The 15,138-nt window shown below is 67.8% G+C and carries 18 protein-coding genes; 13 read left to right on the plus strand and 5 right to left on the minus strand.

Going from position 1 to position 15,138, the window contains the following annotated elements; genetic code table 11:
- Positions 1-948 (plus strand): glutathione synthase, encoded by a 948-nt coding sequence (gene gshB, locus KBY75_RS08675; RefSeq protein ID WP_254935527.1) that lies wholly within the window; start codon positions 1-3, stop codon positions 946-948.
- Here the strand turns inward: gshB and KBY75_RS08680 are convergent.
- Positions 918-2,378: an isochorismate synthase gene (locus tag KBY75_RS08680; RefSeq protein WP_261347358.1), complete on the minus strand. Its 1,461-nt coding sequence runs from the start codon at positions 2,376-2,378 to the stop codon at positions 918-920. The genes gshB and KBY75_RS08680 overlap by 31 nt on opposite strands.
- A 71-nt stretch (positions 2,379-2,449) precedes the next feature.
- Between KBY75_RS08680 and menA the strand changes: the two genes are divergently transcribed.
- The 5 genes from menA to KBY75_RS08705 are packed head-to-tail and all read left to right on the plus strand — an operon-like array spanning position 2,450 to position 6,034.
- A complete protein-coding gene (menA, locus tag KBY75_RS08685; protein ID WP_255023618.1) occupies positions 2,450-3,397 on the plus strand; it encodes a 2-carboxy-1,4-naphthoquinone phytyltransferase in 948 nt (315 codons plus the stop codon).
- Positions 3,394-4,383, plus strand: a complete 990-nt coding sequence (menC, locus tag KBY75_RS08690; RefSeq protein WP_255023619.1) for an o-succinylbenzoate synthase — start codon at positions 3,394-3,396, stop codon at positions 4,381-4,383. Before menA ends, menC begins: the two co-directional genes overlap by 4 nt.
- Positions 4,380-5,618: an AMP-binding protein gene (locus KBY75_RS08695; protein ID WP_255023620.1), complete on the plus strand. Its 1,239-nt coding sequence runs from the start codon at positions 4,380-4,382 to the stop codon at positions 5,616-5,618. Before menC ends, KBY75_RS08695 begins: the two co-directional genes overlap by 4 nt.
- Positions 5,602-5,868 carry a TM2 domain-containing protein gene (locus tag KBY75_RS08700; RefSeq protein ID WP_254935531.1) on the plus strand — a complete coding sequence of 89 codons (267 nt, stop codon included), beginning with the start codon at positions 5,602-5,604 and terminating at the stop codon, positions 5,866-5,868. The genes KBY75_RS08695 and KBY75_RS08700 overlap by 17 nt, the downstream gene beginning before the upstream one ends.
- A complete protein-coding gene (locus tag KBY75_RS08705; protein WP_254935532.1) occupies positions 5,846-6,034 on the plus strand; it encodes a hypothetical protein in 189 nt (62 codons plus the stop codon). Before KBY75_RS08700 ends, KBY75_RS08705 begins: the two co-directional genes overlap by 23 nt.
- Here the strand turns inward: KBY75_RS08705 and KBY75_RS08710 are convergent.
- Both KBY75_RS08710 and KBY75_RS08715 read right to left on the minus strand, forming a co-directional pair.
- Entirely contained in the window at positions 6,031-6,486 is a 456-nt protein-coding gene (locus KBY75_RS08710; RefSeq protein ID WP_255023621.1) for a thioesterase family protein, read from the minus strand. The two genes, KBY75_RS08705 and KBY75_RS08710, sit on opposite strands and share 4 nt — an antisense overlap.
- Positions 6,476-7,660, minus strand: coding sequence for an NAD(P)H-quinone oxidoreductase subunit H (locus tag KBY75_RS08715; RefSeq protein ID WP_254935534.1), 1,185 nt, complete (start codon positions 7,658-7,660; stop codon positions 6,476-6,478). The genes KBY75_RS08710 and KBY75_RS08715 overlap by 11 nt, the downstream gene beginning before the upstream one ends.
- A 170-nt stretch (positions 7,661-7,830) precedes the next feature.
- On the opposite strand from KBY75_RS08715, the gene KBY75_RS08720 reads away from it, so the two are divergent.
- Positions 7,831-8,397 carry a hypothetical protein gene (locus KBY75_RS08720; RefSeq protein ID WP_255017320.1) on the plus strand — a complete coding sequence of 189 codons (567 nt, stop codon included), beginning with the start codon at positions 7,831-7,833 and terminating at the stop codon, positions 8,395-8,397.
- A 6-nt stretch (positions 8,398-8,403) separates the two neighbouring features.
- Positions 8,404-9,294 (plus strand): 16S rRNA (cytosine(1402)-N(4))-methyltransferase RsmH, encoded by an 891-nt coding sequence (rsmH, locus tag KBY75_RS08725; protein ID WP_255023622.1) that lies wholly within the window; start codon positions 8,404-8,406, stop codon positions 9,292-9,294.
- Positions 9,295-9,325: 31 nt separating this feature from the next.
- Here the strand turns inward: rsmH and KBY75_RS08730 are convergent, their stop codons facing one another.
- The gene (locus KBY75_RS08730) at positions 9,326-10,093 is read right to left on the minus strand and encodes a hypothetical protein (protein WP_254935537.1); all 768 of its coding nucleotides are present in this window, start codon (positions 10,091-10,093) and stop codon (positions 9,326-9,328) included.
- 65 nt (positions 10,094-10,158) lie between these two features.
- Here KBY75_RS08730 and KBY75_RS08735 point away from each other — a divergent pair, with 65 nt between their 5' ends.
- Positions 10,159-10,677 (plus strand): DUF456 family protein, encoded by a 519-nt coding sequence (locus tag KBY75_RS08735; protein ID WP_254935538.1) that lies wholly within the window; start codon positions 10,159-10,161, stop codon positions 10,675-10,677.
- A 17-nt stretch (positions 10,678-10,694) separates the two neighbouring features.
- On the opposite strand, the gene KBY75_RS08740 is transcribed toward KBY75_RS08735, so the two are convergent.
- Positions 10,695-11,843, minus strand: a complete 1,149-nt coding sequence (locus tag KBY75_RS08740) for a cysteine desulfurase family protein (protein WP_255023623.1) — start codon at positions 11,841-11,843, stop codon at positions 10,695-10,697.
- 19 nt (positions 11,844-11,862) lie between these two features.
- On the opposite strand from KBY75_RS08740, the gene KBY75_RS08745 reads away from it, so the two are divergent.
- The 4 genes from KBY75_RS08745 to KBY75_RS08760 are packed head-to-tail and all read left to right on the plus strand — an operon-like array spanning position 11,863 to position 14,784.
- A complete protein-coding gene (locus KBY75_RS08745; RefSeq protein ID WP_254935540.1) occupies positions 11,863-12,363 on the plus strand; it encodes a hypothetical protein in 501 nt (166 codons plus the stop codon).
- A 49-nt stretch (positions 12,364-12,412) separates the two neighbouring features.
- Positions 12,413-13,141, plus strand: coding sequence for a response regulator transcription factor (locus KBY75_RS08750; RefSeq protein ID WP_254935541.1), 729 nt, complete (start codon positions 12,413-12,415; stop codon positions 13,139-13,141).
- A gap of 7 nt (positions 13,142-13,148) precedes the next feature.
- Positions 13,149-14,147 (plus strand): pseudouridine synthase, encoded by a 999-nt coding sequence (locus KBY75_RS08755; RefSeq protein WP_255023624.1) that lies wholly within the window; start codon positions 13,149-13,151, stop codon positions 14,145-14,147.
- Positions 14,140-14,784: an alpha-ketoglutarate-dependent dioxygenase AlkB gene (locus KBY75_RS08760; protein WP_254935543.1), complete on the plus strand. Its 645-nt coding sequence runs from the start codon at positions 14,140-14,142 to the stop codon at positions 14,782-14,784. Before KBY75_RS08755 ends, KBY75_RS08760 begins: the two co-directional genes overlap by 8 nt.
- Positions 14,785-15,138: the final 354 nt, after the last annotated feature.

Consider the following 15,138-nt stretch of genomic DNA (forward strand, 5'->3'; position numbering starts at 1 on the left):
GTGGCATCCCAACTGTTTGTGATCGATCCGATCGCCCGGCTCAATCCAGCCAAAGATTCCAGCGTTGCCCTAATGCAGGCAGCCCAGCGAGCGGGCGAGCGGGTGTGGGTGTGCACCATCGCCGATCTTTCTGCCGCCCCAGTGCCAGGAGACCCCCAGCAAGGTCATGGCGCCTGGGTGCTGGCCAGCCCCGTGAATTGCGAGCCCTGGTTTGAACTTGGCGATCCCCAAGTGCTGCCCCTCACCGCCTTCCCGCGGGTGTGGATGCGCAAGGACCCGCCCGTCGATGAGGCCTATCTCTATGCCACCCATCTGCTGGAGCTGGGGGAGCGTCAGGGAGTGCGGGTGCTGAATCGGCCCGCTTCGCTGCGGGCCTGGAACGAAAAACTCAGTGCCCTGCGTTGGAGCCAGCTGATGGCCCCCACCCTGGTGGCCAGCCGGGTCACGGCGCTGGCTGCTTTCACCGCCGAGCATGGCGAGGTGGTGCTCAAGCCCCTGGGGGGGCGGGCTGGCCAGGGGGTGGTGTTTGCTTCTGCAGCAACTCCTGGCTTGCGGGCCCTGCTGGAGCTGGTCACTGGCCAGGAGCAGCTGCCGGTGATGGTGCAGGCCTTCCTGCCCGGGGTGAGCGCTGGTGATAAGCGCATCCTGCTGGTGGATGGCGAGCCCCTGGGGGCTGTGAACCGCATTCCCGCCGGTGGCGAGTTCCGCAGCAACCTGGCCGTGGGCGGTGCCCCAGAGGTCACGGAGCTCACGGCGGCGGAGAGGGCTATCTGCGCCGAGCTGGCACCAGCTTTGCGAGCTGAGGGTTTGTTTTTTGTGGGCATCGATGTGATCGATGGCCGCCTCAGCGAGATCAATGTGACCAGCCCCACCGGCGTGCGCGAGGTGGAGCGGCTGGCCGGGATTCCCCTGGCGGATCAGACGATGGAGCTGCTGCTGGCGGCTTGATGGTCGGTGGCGCAACTGAGCTGCTGCTGCAGTACGCCCAGCTTCAGGGCTACCTCCTGCAGCTCCCGCTCAACCGTTGAACCCCGCACTAAGCCAGCACCGGCGGTGAGCTCAAGCCGGTCGCCCCGCAGGGTGCCGCTGCGGATCGCCACCCGCAGGTCGGCGTCACCGGCGCTGTCGATCCAGCCGATCGGAGCGGCGTAGTGGCCGCGCTCAAAGGGCTCCAGGCTGCGTAGCCAGGCCATCGCCTCGCGCCGCGGTAGGCCCGCCACAGCGGGGGTGGGATGGAGGGCGGCGGCGATGCTCAGGGGCTGGTGCTGGCCCAGGGCAGCCGTGATCGGGGTGTGCAGATGCACTAGCTGGCCGTGGCGGGCCAGGCGTGGATGGCGCGGTCGCCGTGGTTTTAGGCCCGCTCTGGCGAGCACGGCGGTGATCGTGTCCACCACCAGCTCATGCTCATGGCGATCTTTGCAGGAGTGCAGCAGCCCTGCGGCCTGCTCTCCAGCTGGGGCGGTGCCCGCCAGGGCATCACTGCGCAGCTGTCCCTGTCGCACCGTGAGCAGCCGTTCGGGGGAGGCGCCAATCAGGGCAGTCCCATGGGCTTGCTGCCAGAGAAAGCGGCAGCTGCCGCTCTGGTGGCGCCTTAGGGGGGCCAGCAGGGCCAGGGGATGGGGCGCGGCCTCAAGCTGCAGCTTGAGGCGCACGGCTAGCACCACTTTTTCCAGCTCGCCCCTCTCCACCCGCTCCAGGCCCCGCTCAGCCGCGGAGCGGTAGCTCTCCTGCCATGGCGAACTGCGGCGGATGGCGATTCGACTTAGAGCCCTCGGCTCCAGCCCGTCTTGTTGTTGCACGAGGCGCTCCAGCCGGCGGGCCTGCTCCCACAGCTCTTCGGCTAGCTGGCGCGGCGTCACGCCGCCGCCGAGGCTGCGCTGCAGCCGCAGCCAGCAGTGCTGGCCCTGGCGGCTCAGCTGCCAACGCGGCAGCACGGCCTGTACGCCAGGGATGGCGGTGGGCCCCGGCTGCAGGGGCGCTTCAAAGAAGCCGAAGGCCAGCAGCACCCGCGGCCGGGCCAGGGGCGGGCCGCTCTCCGGGGTGGCTAGGCGGCTGAGGCAGGCGCTGGCAAAACGCTGGGCCAGCTCAAAGCGGCGTGGGCCACTGAGCTCGAGGCTGTTGGTGCGTCCAGCGGCGGCGATGCAGAGCCCCGGTGCCCCGTCCCACAGGAAGCGGAAGCTGTCGCCGCCTGGGGCCAGCTGTTCATCTTCGGGCTCCAGATGGGGCAGTAGCAGCATCGGGTCGCCGCCGGCCAGGGGTAGGGCCAGGCTGAGGACGCCCTCCTCTTCCAGCTGGCGTGCCTGCTCGTTGGCGGCGGCCAGCAAACTGGTGAATGAATCACCCGTTGAATCGGTGAAGGAAGAAGGGGCCTGCACCAGGAAGGGCCGGGGCCGCGACGAAGAGCTGCTCAAATGTATGGGCCCTGCAGTGGCTGCCGCCTGCGGCCCCCATGACTGAGCTCAAGGTCGTCGCAAGCCGTTACGCCAATTCCGTCGATCGCAGCCGCCTGTGGCAGGCGGCGATCAAGTGGCCGATGTACGCGGTGGCAGTGATGCCGGTGCTGCTGGCCGCCGGCTGGCGCCTGGGCCAGGCCCTGCCGGTGCGGTTTGACCAACTACTGCTGTTTTTGTTGGCGGCGGTGTTGCTGCTGGCCTGGGAAAACCTGGCCAACGATGTTTTTGATGCCGACACCGGTGTGGATGCCGACGGCAAGCCCCATTCCGTGGTGAATCTCACCGGCCGGCGCGATCGGGTGGCCGGGCTGGCCAACGGCTGCCTGCTGCTGGGGCTGGCTCTGATGGCGCTGGTGGCCTGGCGCAGCAGCCCGGCGGTGCTGGCTTTGGTGCTGGCCTGCTGCGGCCTGGGCTACCTGTATCAGGGGCCGCCGTTTCGGCTCGGCTATCGGGGCCTGGGCGAGCCCCTCTGCTGGCTTGCTTTCGGCCCCTTGGCCACCGCCGCCGGCCTGCTGGCCTTGGCGCCAGCGGGGGCCAGCGGGGTGCCCTGGGCCATCGCCCTGGCCCTTGGCAGTGGCCCGGCCCTCGCCACCACCCTGGTGCTGTTCTGCTCCCATTTCCACCAGGTTGATGAGGACGCCGCCCACGGCAAGCGTTCGCCGGTGGTGCATCTGGGTACGGCGGCTGCCTCGGGGTTGGTGCCCTGGTTTGTGGCCGGCTGTTTGGCCCTGCAATGGGCGCCGGTGCTGCTGGGCCAGTGGCCGCTCACTGCCCTGCTCGGCGTGATCGGCCTGCCGCCGGCCCGTCAGCTGATCGCCCTGTTGCAGCGCCACCATTGCGAGCCTGGGCGGATCAGCGGCAGCAAATTTCTGGCCCTGCGCTTTCAGGCGCTCAATGGTTTGGGTTTGGCCCTGGGCCTGGCCCTGGGGCGCCTCACAGGATGAGCCAGGGGGGCCTGCTGCAGTTGCAGTGGCGGCCCTTCGGCTTCGCCCTGCCCAAGCCCCTGGTCACGGCTGCAGGCACCGTGCAGCAGCGGCGCGGCTGGCTGCTGCGCTTGCAGGGCTCCCAGGGCGATCTGGGCTGGGGCGAGGCCGCGCCCCTCGATGGCCAGCTGGAGCCATTGGCGGCGGCCCTCGCTGCTTTGGATGCCAGCTACGGGACAGCCGAGCTCGAGAGGTTGCTGCAGGCGGGCCAGTTGCCCCCCACCCTTGCCTTTGCCCTCGGGGCTGCCCTAGCCGAGCTGGCCGGCTTGCCGCAGCGCCGCTGGCTGCCGCCGCCCGCTGCGGCCCGGCTGCTGCCGCCAGGACCAGTCGCCATTGAGGTTTTGGAGCAGCTTGAGCCCGAGCTGGGGCCGGCTCCGGTGTTCAAGTGGAAGCTGGCCGTTTGCGCCGATGGTTTGGAGCGCGAGCTGCTGGAGCAGCTGCTCCAGCGCCTGCCAGCAACCGCCCGCCTGCGCCTTGATGCCAATGGCGGCTGGAGCCGGGCCACGGCGGCGGCCTGGGCCGGGCGTTTGGCGGGCGAGCCACGGCTGCAGTGGCTGGAGCAGCCCCTGGCCCCGGCCGATCAGGCGGGCCTGGAGGCGTTGGCCGCCCAGGTGCCCGTGGCTCTAGATGAATCATTGCAGCGCGACCCGGGTCTGCGCTGCAGTTGGCCGGGCTGGCAGGTGCGCCGCCCAAGCCAGGATGGGGACCCTCGAGCCCTGCTGGCGGCCCTGGAGCGGGGCAGGCCGCGGCTGATGCTCAGCACAGCCTTTGAAACCGGCATCGGCCGCCGCTGGCTCGAGCATCTGGCGGGCCTACAGGCCGAGGGCCCCACGCCGGCGGCGCCGGGTTTGGCACCGGGTTGGCAAGCCCCCGGAGCCCTTGCCAGCGCCGATCCGGCAGTGGTGTGGGATGCCGCCGCCCAGTCCACTGCAGAACAGCAGCCATGACGCCCGCACAGTTGCAAAAGCTCTGGGATGCCGACCGCCTGGCGGCCTTGGCGGGCCCGGCCGCCAGCGACCAGCAGGCTTTGGCGGCGGCGATCGGGCCCGATGGGCTGGCTCCCTTGGAGGAGTGCTGGGGGCCGGGGGTGGTGCTGGGTAGTGGCGGCAGCACGGGCGGTCGCCGCTGGTGCCTGCAGCCCCTGGCCCACCTGCAGGCTTCGGCGTCGGCCACTGGCCGCTGGCTGGAGGGGTTGGGGCTGGATCCGGCGAGCTGCCTGCAGCTCAATCCCCTGCCGTTGCATCACGTCAGTGGGCTGCTGCCCTGGGTGCGGGCCCAGCACTGGGGCGCCGGCCACCAGCGCCTCGATCCGGCCTGGATGCGCGATCCGGCCCTGTTGGCTGCGGCTGCCCCGCTGGATCCAGGCCGCCCTGCCTTGCTTTCCCTGGTGCCTACCCAGCTGCAGCGGCTGCTGGCTGCTGCCGAGGGCCTGGCCTGGCTGCAGCGGTTGGCGTTGATCTGGGTGGGTGGGGCGCCGCTGCCACCGGCGCTGGCGGAGCGGGCCAGGCTGGCCGGTTTGCGGCTGGCCCCTTGCTATGGGGCCACGGAAACGGCGGCGATGGTGTGTGCCCTGGCGCCCGAAGCTTTTCTGGCGGGCGCCTCGGGCTGCGGCGTCCCATTGGCGGGTGTGGAGCTGCGGCTAGGGGCGGAGCAGGCCGTTGAGGTGCGCTGTGAGCGGCTCAGTCCGGGCTGGCTGGAGGCTGGCCGACTCCAGCCCCTGCCGCGCACGGCCGATGGTTGGTGGCGCAGTGGTGATGCTGGCCGGCTGGGCCCAGCGGGGCTGGAGCTGCTGGGACGCCTTGATGGGGCCATTCATAGCGGCGGTGAAACCGTGTTCCCCGAGCTGCTGGAGCAGCGGCTGGCCCAGCTGGCCCAGGCCGCCGGCTTGCCACTGCAGGCGCTTTTGCTGCTGCCAATCGATGATCTCGACTGGGGCCAGCGCCTGGTAGCCCTGGTGCGGCCCGGCTCGCCCCAGCAGGATTGGCAGGAGCTGCAGTTGGCGTTGCAGCAGCTTTGTGATTCCTGGCCACCGGCCGAGCGGCCAGGTCGGTGGCTGCTCTGCCCCGAGCTGGCGCCAGCGGAGCTGGGCAAATGGCAACGAAATCATTGGCGGGCCTGGGTTGATCAGCTAAAAGCAGTTCAGGTCGTCTCTCCCGCGTCAGTCGATGTCGAGCCTGTCTGAGACCGAAATCAGCAATAAGAAGCTGGCTGCGGGTCTCACCGGAATCTTTCTGGGCGCCTTTGGGGTGCACAAATTCATTCTTGGCTACACCAAGCCGGCGGTTATCATGTTGGCGGTATCGCTGCTGACTTGCGGGGTAGGTTATTTTGTTTTTCAAGTCATTGGCATTATTGAGGGCGTCATTTATTTGACGAAATCCACTGCGGAATTCGAAGCCGAATATCTAGATGGCCAAAAAGATTGGTTCTGAGGCCTTAGCGCGGGCTCCCGTTTTATTGCTTTTGTCTGGAGCTGGGGCCCTCAGTTTTGGTCTGGCTGCAGCTATTCCCCACGACGGCTTGCATCCGCTGGCGCTGATGGCGGCCCTGTTGCCCCTGCAGTTGGCGGCGCTGCTTTACGTGTTCAGCCGGCCCTAAAGGGGCTGGATGCCCTGGCCCAGGCTCGATGCTTCCAGCCAGCGCTGCACCCCAGCCGGTAATGGGCAGCGCTGGCGGCTGGCCGTCTCGATCGCCAGGTGTCTGGTGAGTGCTTTGGCTGCGGCCCTCTCGCCCCTGCGGAAGTTGTAGTGCACCTCAAAGCTGCCGGAATCCAGGCGCCTGGGTTCCAGCTGGATCGCTAGGGGGTCGCCGCAGACAAGGGGAGCGAGGAAGTCGGCGCTGCAATGCACGAGCGGCAGGGCAATGGCTGGTATCTGCCCCGGGGTGGGAAAGATTTCAGCGGCAGACAGGCCATAGCGCTCCAGGCTTTCTTCGTAAGCCTCGTGACACCAGCGCAGTAGCTGGTGGAAATGCATCACCCCGGCGGCGTCCGTCTCCCCGAAGCGCACGGTGCGGCAGAGCAGCAGCCAGCTGCTCGAATCAGCGATCAACCGACCCCATGATCACGTCGATGGAGCCGAGGATGGCCATGATGTCGGCCACCTTGGCTCCCTTGAGGATGTGGGGCAGGATTTGCAGGTTGTTGAAGTCGGCGGCGCGGATCTTGAAGCGCCAAGGGGTGACGTCGTTGTTGCCCTGCAGGTACACCCCGATTTCGCCCTTGCCTGATTCCAGGCGGGTGTAGAGCTCACCATCGGGAATCTTGAAGGTTGGGGCTACTTTCTTGGCCACGTATTGATAATCAAAGCCGGCATATTCGCTGCCCTTGCCCTCCGCCATGCGGCGGGCCTCCAGGTGCTCGGTGGCTCCTCCGGGAATCATGGCGCAGGCCTGGCGCAGGATTTTTAGGGATTCGCGCATTTCTTTGACGCGCACCCGGTAGCGGGCGTAGCAGTCACCCTCCTGTTCGCAAACCACGTCCCAGTCGAAGTCGTCGTAGCACTCGTAGTGGTCGACCTTGCGCAGGTCCCAGGGCACCCCAGAGGCGCGCAGCATCGGCCCCGACAGGCTCCAATTGATCGCCATCTCGCGGCTGATCACGCCCAGCCCCTCAATTCGCTTACGGAAGATCGGGTTGTTGGTAATTAGCTTTTCGTATTCATCGATCTTGGGACCAAACCAGTCGCAGAAGTCGAGGCACTTTTCCAGCCAGCCGTAGGGCAGATCGGCCGCCACCCCGCCGATGCGGAAATAGTTGTTGTTGATCAGCCGCTGGCCGGTAGCCGCTTCCCAGAGGTCGTAGATCATCTCCCGCTCGCGAAAGATGTAGAAGAACGGCGTCTGGGCGCCCACGTCCGCCAGGAAGGGGCCAAGCCAGAGCAGGTGGTTGGCGATGCGGTTTAGTTCCAGCATCAGCACCCGGATGTAGCTGGCGCGCTTGGGCACGGGCACATTTGCCAGCCGCTCCGGCGCGTTCACCACAATCGCTTCGTAAAACATGCCGGCCGCATAGTCCATGCGGCTCACGTAGGGCACGAACATCACGTTCGTGCGGTTTTCGGCAATCTTCTCCATGCCGCGGTGCAGGTAGCCGATCACCGGCTCGCAATCGACCACGTCCTCGCCATCGAGGGTCACCACCAGCCGCAACACCCCGTGCATCGAGGGGTGGTGGGGGCCGAAGTTGACCACCATCGGCTCCGTGCGCGTCTCCAGCTGCGTCATGGGGCCGTGGGTTAAGCACTTTGCGGAGATCTTAGGAAGGAAGGGCCCGCCAGACGATCCGTGACGGCGAAGATCGCACCAGCGCCCCCGGATACGGCTCCTAAGCTTGATCTGGGAGTGTTGAATCCGCGCAAACCATGGGTCAGCACCAGCCAGCGCCTTTGCGAAAGATGGCGGCACCGGCAGCCGCAGCCCTCTCGCGCTGGCTGCTGGCTCCACACCAGCTCCGGGCGGCCCGGCAGCGCCAGCTGCTCATCGACAGCCTCACGGCAGTGCTTCCCACCGGGGAGGAGGGCTGCCAGGTGGGGTTGGCGATCCTGCAGGGCGCCCGTGCCCTCAGCCTGGCCGATGGCGATTTTGACCAGGAGGAATGGGAGCTTTTCTACTTCTGTCTCAAGAGCCTGCGCCTCAGCGATGCCCAACGCCAGAGCGCGGACCTGCATGGCTCACCCGATCCCAAGCGGATCGCCGCCAGCCTTGCCGCCATCGCAGACCCCAGCCAGCAGCTAGCGATCGCTCGCTGCTACTGCCTGTTTGCGGCGGCGGATGGCCAGGGAAAGGCGGCGGAACTCGGTCTGTTGCAGACCCTGCTCCAGGTGCTTGGTCACCCGGAACTGGAGCGGGAGCTGCCCGAGCTTTGCCGCCGCTTTCGCCCTGCGCCCAGCTGGTGGGGCCGCCTTCGCCATGGCTTGGGTCAGCGGCTGGCTCGTTGGGCTTCTCCCCACCGCCGCCGCTGAATGGCCATGGCTGATCCCGCCAGCACTGCGTTGTTTGATCATGTGCCCGTGCTGGCCGAGGCGGTGCTGGCGGGCTTTGCTTGCTTGCCAGCAGGCCTGCTGATTGACTGCACCCTCGGCGGCGGCGGCCATAGCGCGCTGCTGCTGCAGGCCCATCCCGGCTTGCGACTTGTGGGGCTGGACCAGGACCCAAGCGCCCGTGCCGCCGCCGCCGAGCGCCTCGCCCCATTTGGCGATCGGGTCACAATCGTGGCCGCCAACTTCGCCGATTACGTCCCGCCTGAGCCGGCTGTAGCGGTGCTTGCAGATCTGGGGGTGAGCAGTCCCCAGCTTGATGTGGCGGCCCGGGGCTTCAGCTTCCGGCTCGAGGGGCCGCTCGACATGCGCATGAACCCCGAGAGCGGCGAGACGGCTGGGGAGCTGCTTGATCGTGCCGGCGAGAGCGAGCTGGCAGATCTGATCTACGCCTACGGCGAGGAGCGGCTGTCGCGCCGTATCGCCCGCAAGCTCAAGGAGCAGGGGCCCTGGGCCCAGCGCCATACCGCCGAGCTGGCCTATCTGGTAGCCGGTTGCTACCCACCGGCGGCGCGCCGCGGCCGCATCCATCCAGCCACCCGCACCTTTCAGGCCCTGCGCATTGCCGTAAACGATGAGTTGGGGGTGTTGGACAAGCTGTTGCACAGCTCCCCCAACTGGCTGGAGCCAGGCGGGCTGCTGGCTGTGATCAGCTTCCACTCCCTTGAAGATCGGCGAGTGAAAACTGCCTTTTTGGCCGACGCTCGGCTGGACCGGGTAACGCGCAAGGCGATCAAGGCCAGCCCCGAGGAGGCCGAAGCCAATCCGCGCAGCCGCAGCGCCCGGCTGCGCATCTCCCGCCGTCTTGGTGAGGGGTCGTAGCTGCAGCTCGGGCTGTATCAGCCGATCGATATCAGCCGATCAGGCCGGTGCGGTCTTCGGCGCCAAACAGCTGGCGGAAGGCGGCGGTGGAGATGCACAGCACCAGGGGCACCACCACCAGCAGGCCGCCGTAGCTGAACAGGCCGCCAATGGTGTGGACCACGCCCTCGATGATTCCGAGCCATAGCACCATCCCCCAGCTGGGATTGACCACGTTGACGCCAGAACCAATGGTTTTGGTGGGATTAGCGGTGCCCAGCAGGGACACCTGGATCAGGAACTTCTGGGTAACCAGCAGCCAGATGTAGAAGATCGCCACCACGATCATGGGGATCACGCTGAGGGCTTCGTTGAGCTTGCCCAGGCCTGCCCCGATCAGGGTGGCGATGGCCCCGGCCACAGCTATGACGATCGCCAGCAGAATGCCGGAACCGAGCAGGCGGGCGCTGGCGGGACGGTCCCAGCGGGTGAAGTCGGCGAAGCAGGGCTTGCGGCCCTCCAGGCTCAGCCAGGCGCCGCGGGTTAGGCCAACCACGGTCCACAGGGCAACGATCACATAGCCGATCACGCCCACGATCAGGGCGGCCCAGGCGCCGGTGGGGTGCACAGCCATCACCTCATTCACGCTGGCTAGGCGAGCCCCTCCCAGGGCGGCCAGGGCGGCGAAAGGCAGCAGAATCAGGGCGGAGAGGGCCTCAAACAGCAAAAAAGCCCAGGGGGCGCGGCAAAAAGCAGCCCAGCCGTCTTCCACGGCCTGGAGCACGTGCAGTCGGCTGTCGCTGGAAGGGGTGAGGGCCATGATCAAGGGCAGATGGGCCGGACGGTAGCTATGAAGACAGCAGGGCGCATCCCAGTTGTGAAGCTTTGAACGATGCCGCTCCGCTGCTCTGGTGGCTTTGCCTGGGTATTCAGGCGTTAGCGATCCCGGGTGCGTTGTTGCCCGTACTGCCGGGACTGGCCTTGCTGCCCCTGGGGGCGCTGCTGTGGATCTGGGCGGTCGGCTGGAGTGCGGGCTGGCCGTCGCTGCTGCTGGCGCTAGTGCTGCTGGTGCTCGGCTGGGGTGCCGAGGCCCTGGGCTTGGTGCTTGGTCCAGCCAAGCTGCAGGCCAGTCGTTGGGCGGGTTTGGGCGCTGGACTGGGCTTGCTGGTGGGCCTGCTCGGGCTGCTGCCGGCCCTGCCCGTTGGTGGCCCCCTGCTGGGCCTGCTGTTGGGCCCCTTTCTGGGGGCGAGCCTGGCCCAGTGGCTGGCGGCCCGCGGTGGCCTGGGCAGGGCGCTGCAGGTGGGGTTGGCGGTGCTGGTGGGGATGCTGGTGAGCAGGTTGGCTCAAGCCCTGTTGGGCGTGGTGGGGGTGCTGGGCTTTATTGCGCTGACGCGCGGAGCCTGATGGTCTGACCTGTGCCCTCAGCGCAGCTCCCGCACCGCGGCCGCAACCGTTTCAATTGCCAGGGCGATCTCGGCATCGCTGCTGCCCCGCCCCAGCCCGAAGCGGATCGAGGCGGCCGCCTGCTGTCGGCTGCGGCCCAGGGCGGCCAGCACGTGGGAGGGAGAGCCCTGGCTGCAGGCCGAGCCGCTGCTCACGGCGAGCCGCTGGCGCAGCAGTCGGTGCAGGCGCGTGCCATCCACTCCTTGCACCGTCACGTTCAGGTTGTGGGCCAAGCGGGGTGCGCCATCGCCAGACAGCCCGCCGCCGTTGAGCTCTATCCCGCCGAGGTCGCGCAGGCCCTCCCAGAGCTGGTTCCGCAGGTCCCCCAGCCGCCCGGCCCGCTCCTCCCGATCAGCCTCAGCCCCCAGCAGCGCTTGGCCCAGCCCCACCACCAGGGGCACCGGCAGGGTGCCGGCCCGGCGGCCGTCCTGCTGGCCGCCACCATGGAGCTGGGCAGCCAGCTGGAGCCCCGGGCGCACAAGCAGGGCCCCTACCCCTTTGGGTCCATAAAACTTGTGGCCACTGAGGCTGAGCAGGTCGATGCCCAGCTCTTCGATGGCAAGGGGGATGTGGCCGGCAGCCTGGGCCGCGTCCACATGCAGCAGCACTCCCCGCTGCCGGCAGAGGGCGGCGATAGCGGCAAGGGGCTGGAGCACGCCGATTTCATTGTTGGCGGCCATCACGCTCAGCAGCAGCACGTCGTCGCCGAGGACCGCCTCCAGCTGGGTCAGATCCACCAGGCCATTGGGCTGGATGGGCACCAGGCTCACCGGAAACCCATGGCGCCCCAGGTAGGCCAGGGGGTCGAGCACGGCCCGGTGTTCGCTCACCAGGCTCACCAGTCGCCGCCGGGGGTTGCCAGCCGCCAGGGCCGCTTCGCACACCCCCTTGAGGGCCAGGTTGTTGGCTTCGGTGGCGCCGCTGGTGAAGATCACGGTTTCGGCGCTGCTGCCCAGCACTCGGGCCAGCTGGCCCCGGGCCCGCTCCACGGCGGCGGCAGCTTCCAGGGCCGGGCGATAAAGGCGGTTGGCTGGGTTGGCGCAGTGCTCGCTCCACCAGGGCGCCATCGCCGCCACCACCGCCGGATCGCAGGGAGTGGTGGCGTGATGGTCGAGGTAGGCGAGCATGGAGTGCTTGCAGGCTTCCATGTTGCCAACCAGAACCCTATTGCTGGTGGCCCTTGCAGCGCTGCTGGCGCCACCCAGCTGGGCCGAGGGCGGCGGGGTGCGGCCCGAGGATGCCCGGCCGCCGGGACTGCTGCTGCTGCAGGAGCGCCCCGGCCTGGGCGGCAAGCAGGCGATTGGTATTTATGGGGCCGTGGCTGATGCCAAGGTTCCCGGCCTGTGGCGCATCAAGCTTTGGGATGAGCAGCCCAACGACGTCAAGGTGCGCAGCGAAACCATCCGCTGCAGCCCTTCAGCGCCGATGCGGGTTACCAGCGATGGCGTCAATTTCTACGTGCGAGAGCTGAACCCCGGCGGAGCGATTACGACCGCCAATCGCATCGACCACCTGGTGTGGTGGGCCACCTGCTTCCCCGAGCAAGCCGGCAAGGATCCAGCGGGCCTGGGGCCCCTGGCCCGCCAGCTCGGCTACGGCGGCAGCCTGCGGGAATCCGAGCAGATCTTGCCTGGACGCTCCCGCTGAGCGCCTGCAGACTTGTCCCTGCCGACTGGAGACCTGCAGAGTGGCCGCCATGAACCCAGATCTGACCCCGGCCCAGGAACCAGAAGTGACGCCCGTGCGCCTGCTGCTGGTCGATGACGAGCCCGGCCTGCGCACCGCTGTAAAGGCCTATCTGGAAGACGAGGGCTTCGCGGTGACCACCGCCAACGATGGTGAGGAGGGCTGGGCCGTGGCCCAGGAGATGCTGCCTGACGTCATCCTCAGCGACGTGATGATGCCCCGCCTCGATGGCTACGGGCTGCTCCAGAAGTTGCGGGCCGACGAGCGCCTGGGTGGCACGCCGGTGATCTTCCTCACTGCCAAGGGCATGACGGCCGATCGCGTCACCGGCTTCCAGGCTGGCTGCGACGACTACATTCCCAAACCCTTCGATCCCGATGAGTTGGTGGCCCGGGTCCACAACGTCGTCAAGCGCCAGCAGCGCCTGCTGGCGGAGGCTGCCCGCTTCGCTGATGCCGATATCGGCCAGCTGTCCAAGCAGATCACCGAAATCCGTTCCCTGCTCGCCACGGGCAGTGCCAAGAAGCCAGCCAGCGCTCCCGAGCATGTGTTCACGCCGCGGGAGGCCAGCGTGTTGCAGCTGGTGGCCGAGGGGATGATGAATAAAGAAATCGCCCGGCGACTGGAAACCTCGATCCGCAACGTCGAGAAATACGTCAGCCGGCTATTCATCAAAACCGGCACCGCCAGCCGCACCGAACTGGTGCGCTACGCCCTCGAGCACGGGCTTGTTGACTGAACCGGTCTTGTCGACTGAGAAAGTTTTTTCGACTTTTTCGACCGAACCAGCCTGGCTGGCGCCTGCCCTCAATGGCGGCTTCGCCTACAGGGATCGCATCGCCCCCAGGGCCGCCGGCCAGAGCGTCAGTGCTTTTTATGCCGGTTGCTATCGCCATTCAACGCCTACTGATTGGCTGCAGCGCCTCGCCGCCGGGGAGATCTACAGGAACGGCCTGCAGCTTCAGGCCGATGTGGCCCTCGCAGCCGGAGATCAGCTGATCTGGCATCGGCCCCCCTGGCAGGAGGCGGCCGTGCCGGTGTTGCCCAGCCCCCTGTTCGACAACGGCGACCTGCTGGTGTTCAACAAGCCCAGCGGTTTGCCGGTGCTGCCGGCCGGTGGCTTCCTGGAGCACACCCTGCTGGCCCAGCTGCAGGCCCGCTGGCCTGAGGCCCGGCCCGTGCACCGCCTGGGCCGCTTCACCTCCGGCCTGCTGGTGTGTGCCCGCCTTCCCGCCAGCCGCGCCTGGCTCAGTGCCCTGCTGCGGGAGAGCACGGCGCAACGCCGCTGCACCAAGACCTACCGGGCCCTGCTTCAGCCGCCCGCCCCCGGCTCGCCTCTGCTGGCGCTGGAGCCCGACCAGCAGCTCAGCCTCACCACGCCGATTGGTCGCTGTCCCCATACCCGGCTGGGGACCATATGGGCCGCGGCTCCGGCGGATCCGGTTGCCCTGCCGGCCCGCAGCGAATTGCGCCTGCTGGAGCGAGGCGAGCGGGCCTGGCTGGTGGAGGTCACGATCGCTACGGGGCGCCCCCACCAGATCCGCATCCACACCGCGGCCGCCGGGGCGCCACTGCTGGGCGATCCGCTCTACGCCCCGGGCGGCTTGGCCTCGGAGCAGGCCCTGCCAGGCGATGGTGGCTACCACCTGCATGCCCACAGGCTGCAGTTGGTCTGCCTCGATGGCGACCTGCTTGCGCTGGAGGCGCCGTTGCCCGCAGCCCTGCGCGGAGCTGCTGATGGCTGAAGTTCAAGCTCCGGGCCTGCACCTGCGCCACTGGCCGGCCTGGCTGGCGCCCAGCGCCGCGGCTGAGCTGCTGGAGCGCCTGCAGCTCGAGGTGCCCTGGAAGCAGGAGGCGATCACGATTTACGGCCGCCGCCACCTGCTGCCGCGGCTCACCTGCTGGATGGCCGATCCCGGCTGCGGCTACAGCTACAGCGGCCTGGCCAACGTGATTGAGCCCTGGTCGCCGGCTGCCGCCGAGCTGCGCGAGGCCCTGCAGATGCTCACGGGTTGGCGCTTCAACTCCTTGCTGCTCAATCGCTACCGCGACGGCCGCGATGCCATGGGCTGGCATGCGGACGATGAACCCGAGCTCGAGCCCACCGCCCCGATCGCCTCCCTCAGCCTCGGCGCCTCCCGCGACTTCCGCCTGCGGCCCCAGCCCAGCCCGCGCCACCGCGCCGCCGTCGTCTCCGGTGCCTGCCCGTCGCCTGCTGGTTTTGGCGACTGCACCCCGTTCAACATTCCGTTGCACAACGGCGACTTGCTGTTGATGGAGCCCCCCACCCAGTTGTGGTGGCAGCATGCCCTGCCGCGCCGGCTGCGGCTGCAGCAGCAGCGCCTCAACCTGACGTTTCGGGTGGTGCGCCCAGTTGCATAGGGCTGCTCAGGCCCGCTCGAAGGCGATCAGGCATCCAGCGCTTGGATCAGCGCGTCCAGATTGGTGCCAACTTGATTGGCCACGTCCTTGAGGATCTGTCGGAGTGTGCCCACACGCAAAGGTTTATGGGCGGAGATGGTGAGGTGTTGCTGCCCGTTCGGCAGCAGGCGAGTGAGTCACATGTGGCTGCCACTTTGTCGGGTCACGGCATAGCCAAATAGGGCTAAGGAAGCTCTGGGCAACAGGGAGTTAAGTGCCTCTTGAGACCGGGCAAAGCTGCCTTTGGCCTTGATTTGCCTCTGAGGCCGGAAATTGTTGGCTCTATCGGCTCATTTCGGGATCATCTGGCTGGTA

Origin of the sequence: Cyanobium sp. T1G-Tous (assembly GCF_024345455.1) — a bacterium.
GTDB lineage: Bacteria > Cyanobacteriota > Cyanobacteriia > PCC-6307 > Cyanobiaceae > Cyanobium_A.

Coding starts and splice junctions, on each gene's coding strand:
- menA (WP_255023618.1), top strand. CDS start 2,450: ATGACTGAGCTCAAGGTCGTCGCAAGCCGTTACGCCAATTCCGTCGAT.
- menC (WP_255023619.1), top strand. CDS start 3,394: ATGAGCCAGGGGGGCCTGCTGCAGTTGCAGTGGCGGCCCTTCGGCTTC.
- KBY75_RS08695 (WP_255023620.1), top strand. CDS start 4,380: ATGACGCCCGCACAGTTGCAAAAGCTCTGGGATGCCGACCGCCTGGCG.
- KBY75_RS08700 (WP_254935531.1), top strand. CDS start 5,602: ATGTCGAGCCTGTCTGAGACCGAAATCAGCAATAAGAAGCTGGCTGCG.
- KBY75_RS08705 (WP_254935532.1), top strand. CDS start 5,846: ATGGCCAAAAAGATTGGTTCTGAGGCCTTAGCGCGGGCTCCCGTTTTA.
- KBY75_RS08715 (WP_254935534.1), bottom strand. CDS start 7,660: ATGACGCAGCTGGAGACGCGCACGGAGCCGATGGTGGTCAACTTCGGC.
- KBY75_RS08720 (WP_255017320.1), top strand. CDS start 7,831: ATGGCGGCACCGGCAGCCGCAGCCCTCTCGCGCTGGCTGCTGGCTCCA.
- rsmH (WP_255023622.1), top strand. CDS start 8,404: ATGGCTGATCCCGCCAGCACTGCGTTGTTTGATCATGTGCCCGTGCTG.
- KBY75_RS08730 (WP_254935537.1), bottom strand. CDS start 10,093: ATGGCCCTCACCCCTTCCAGCGACAGCCGACTGCACGTGCTCCAGGCC.
- KBY75_RS08740 (WP_255023623.1), bottom strand. CDS start 11,843: ATGCTCGCCTACCTCGACCATCACGCCACCACTCCCTGCGATCCGGCG.
- KBY75_RS08745 (WP_254935540.1), top strand. CDS start 11,863: ATGTTGCCAACCAGAACCCTATTGCTGGTGGCCCTTGCAGCGCTGCTG.
- KBY75_RS08750 (WP_254935541.1), top strand. CDS start 12,413: ATGAACCCAGATCTGACCCCGGCCCAGGAACCAGAAGTGACGCCCGTG.
- KBY75_RS08760 (WP_254935543.1), top strand. CDS start 14,140: ATGGCTGAAGTTCAAGCTCCGGGCCTGCACCTGCGCCACTGGCCGGCC.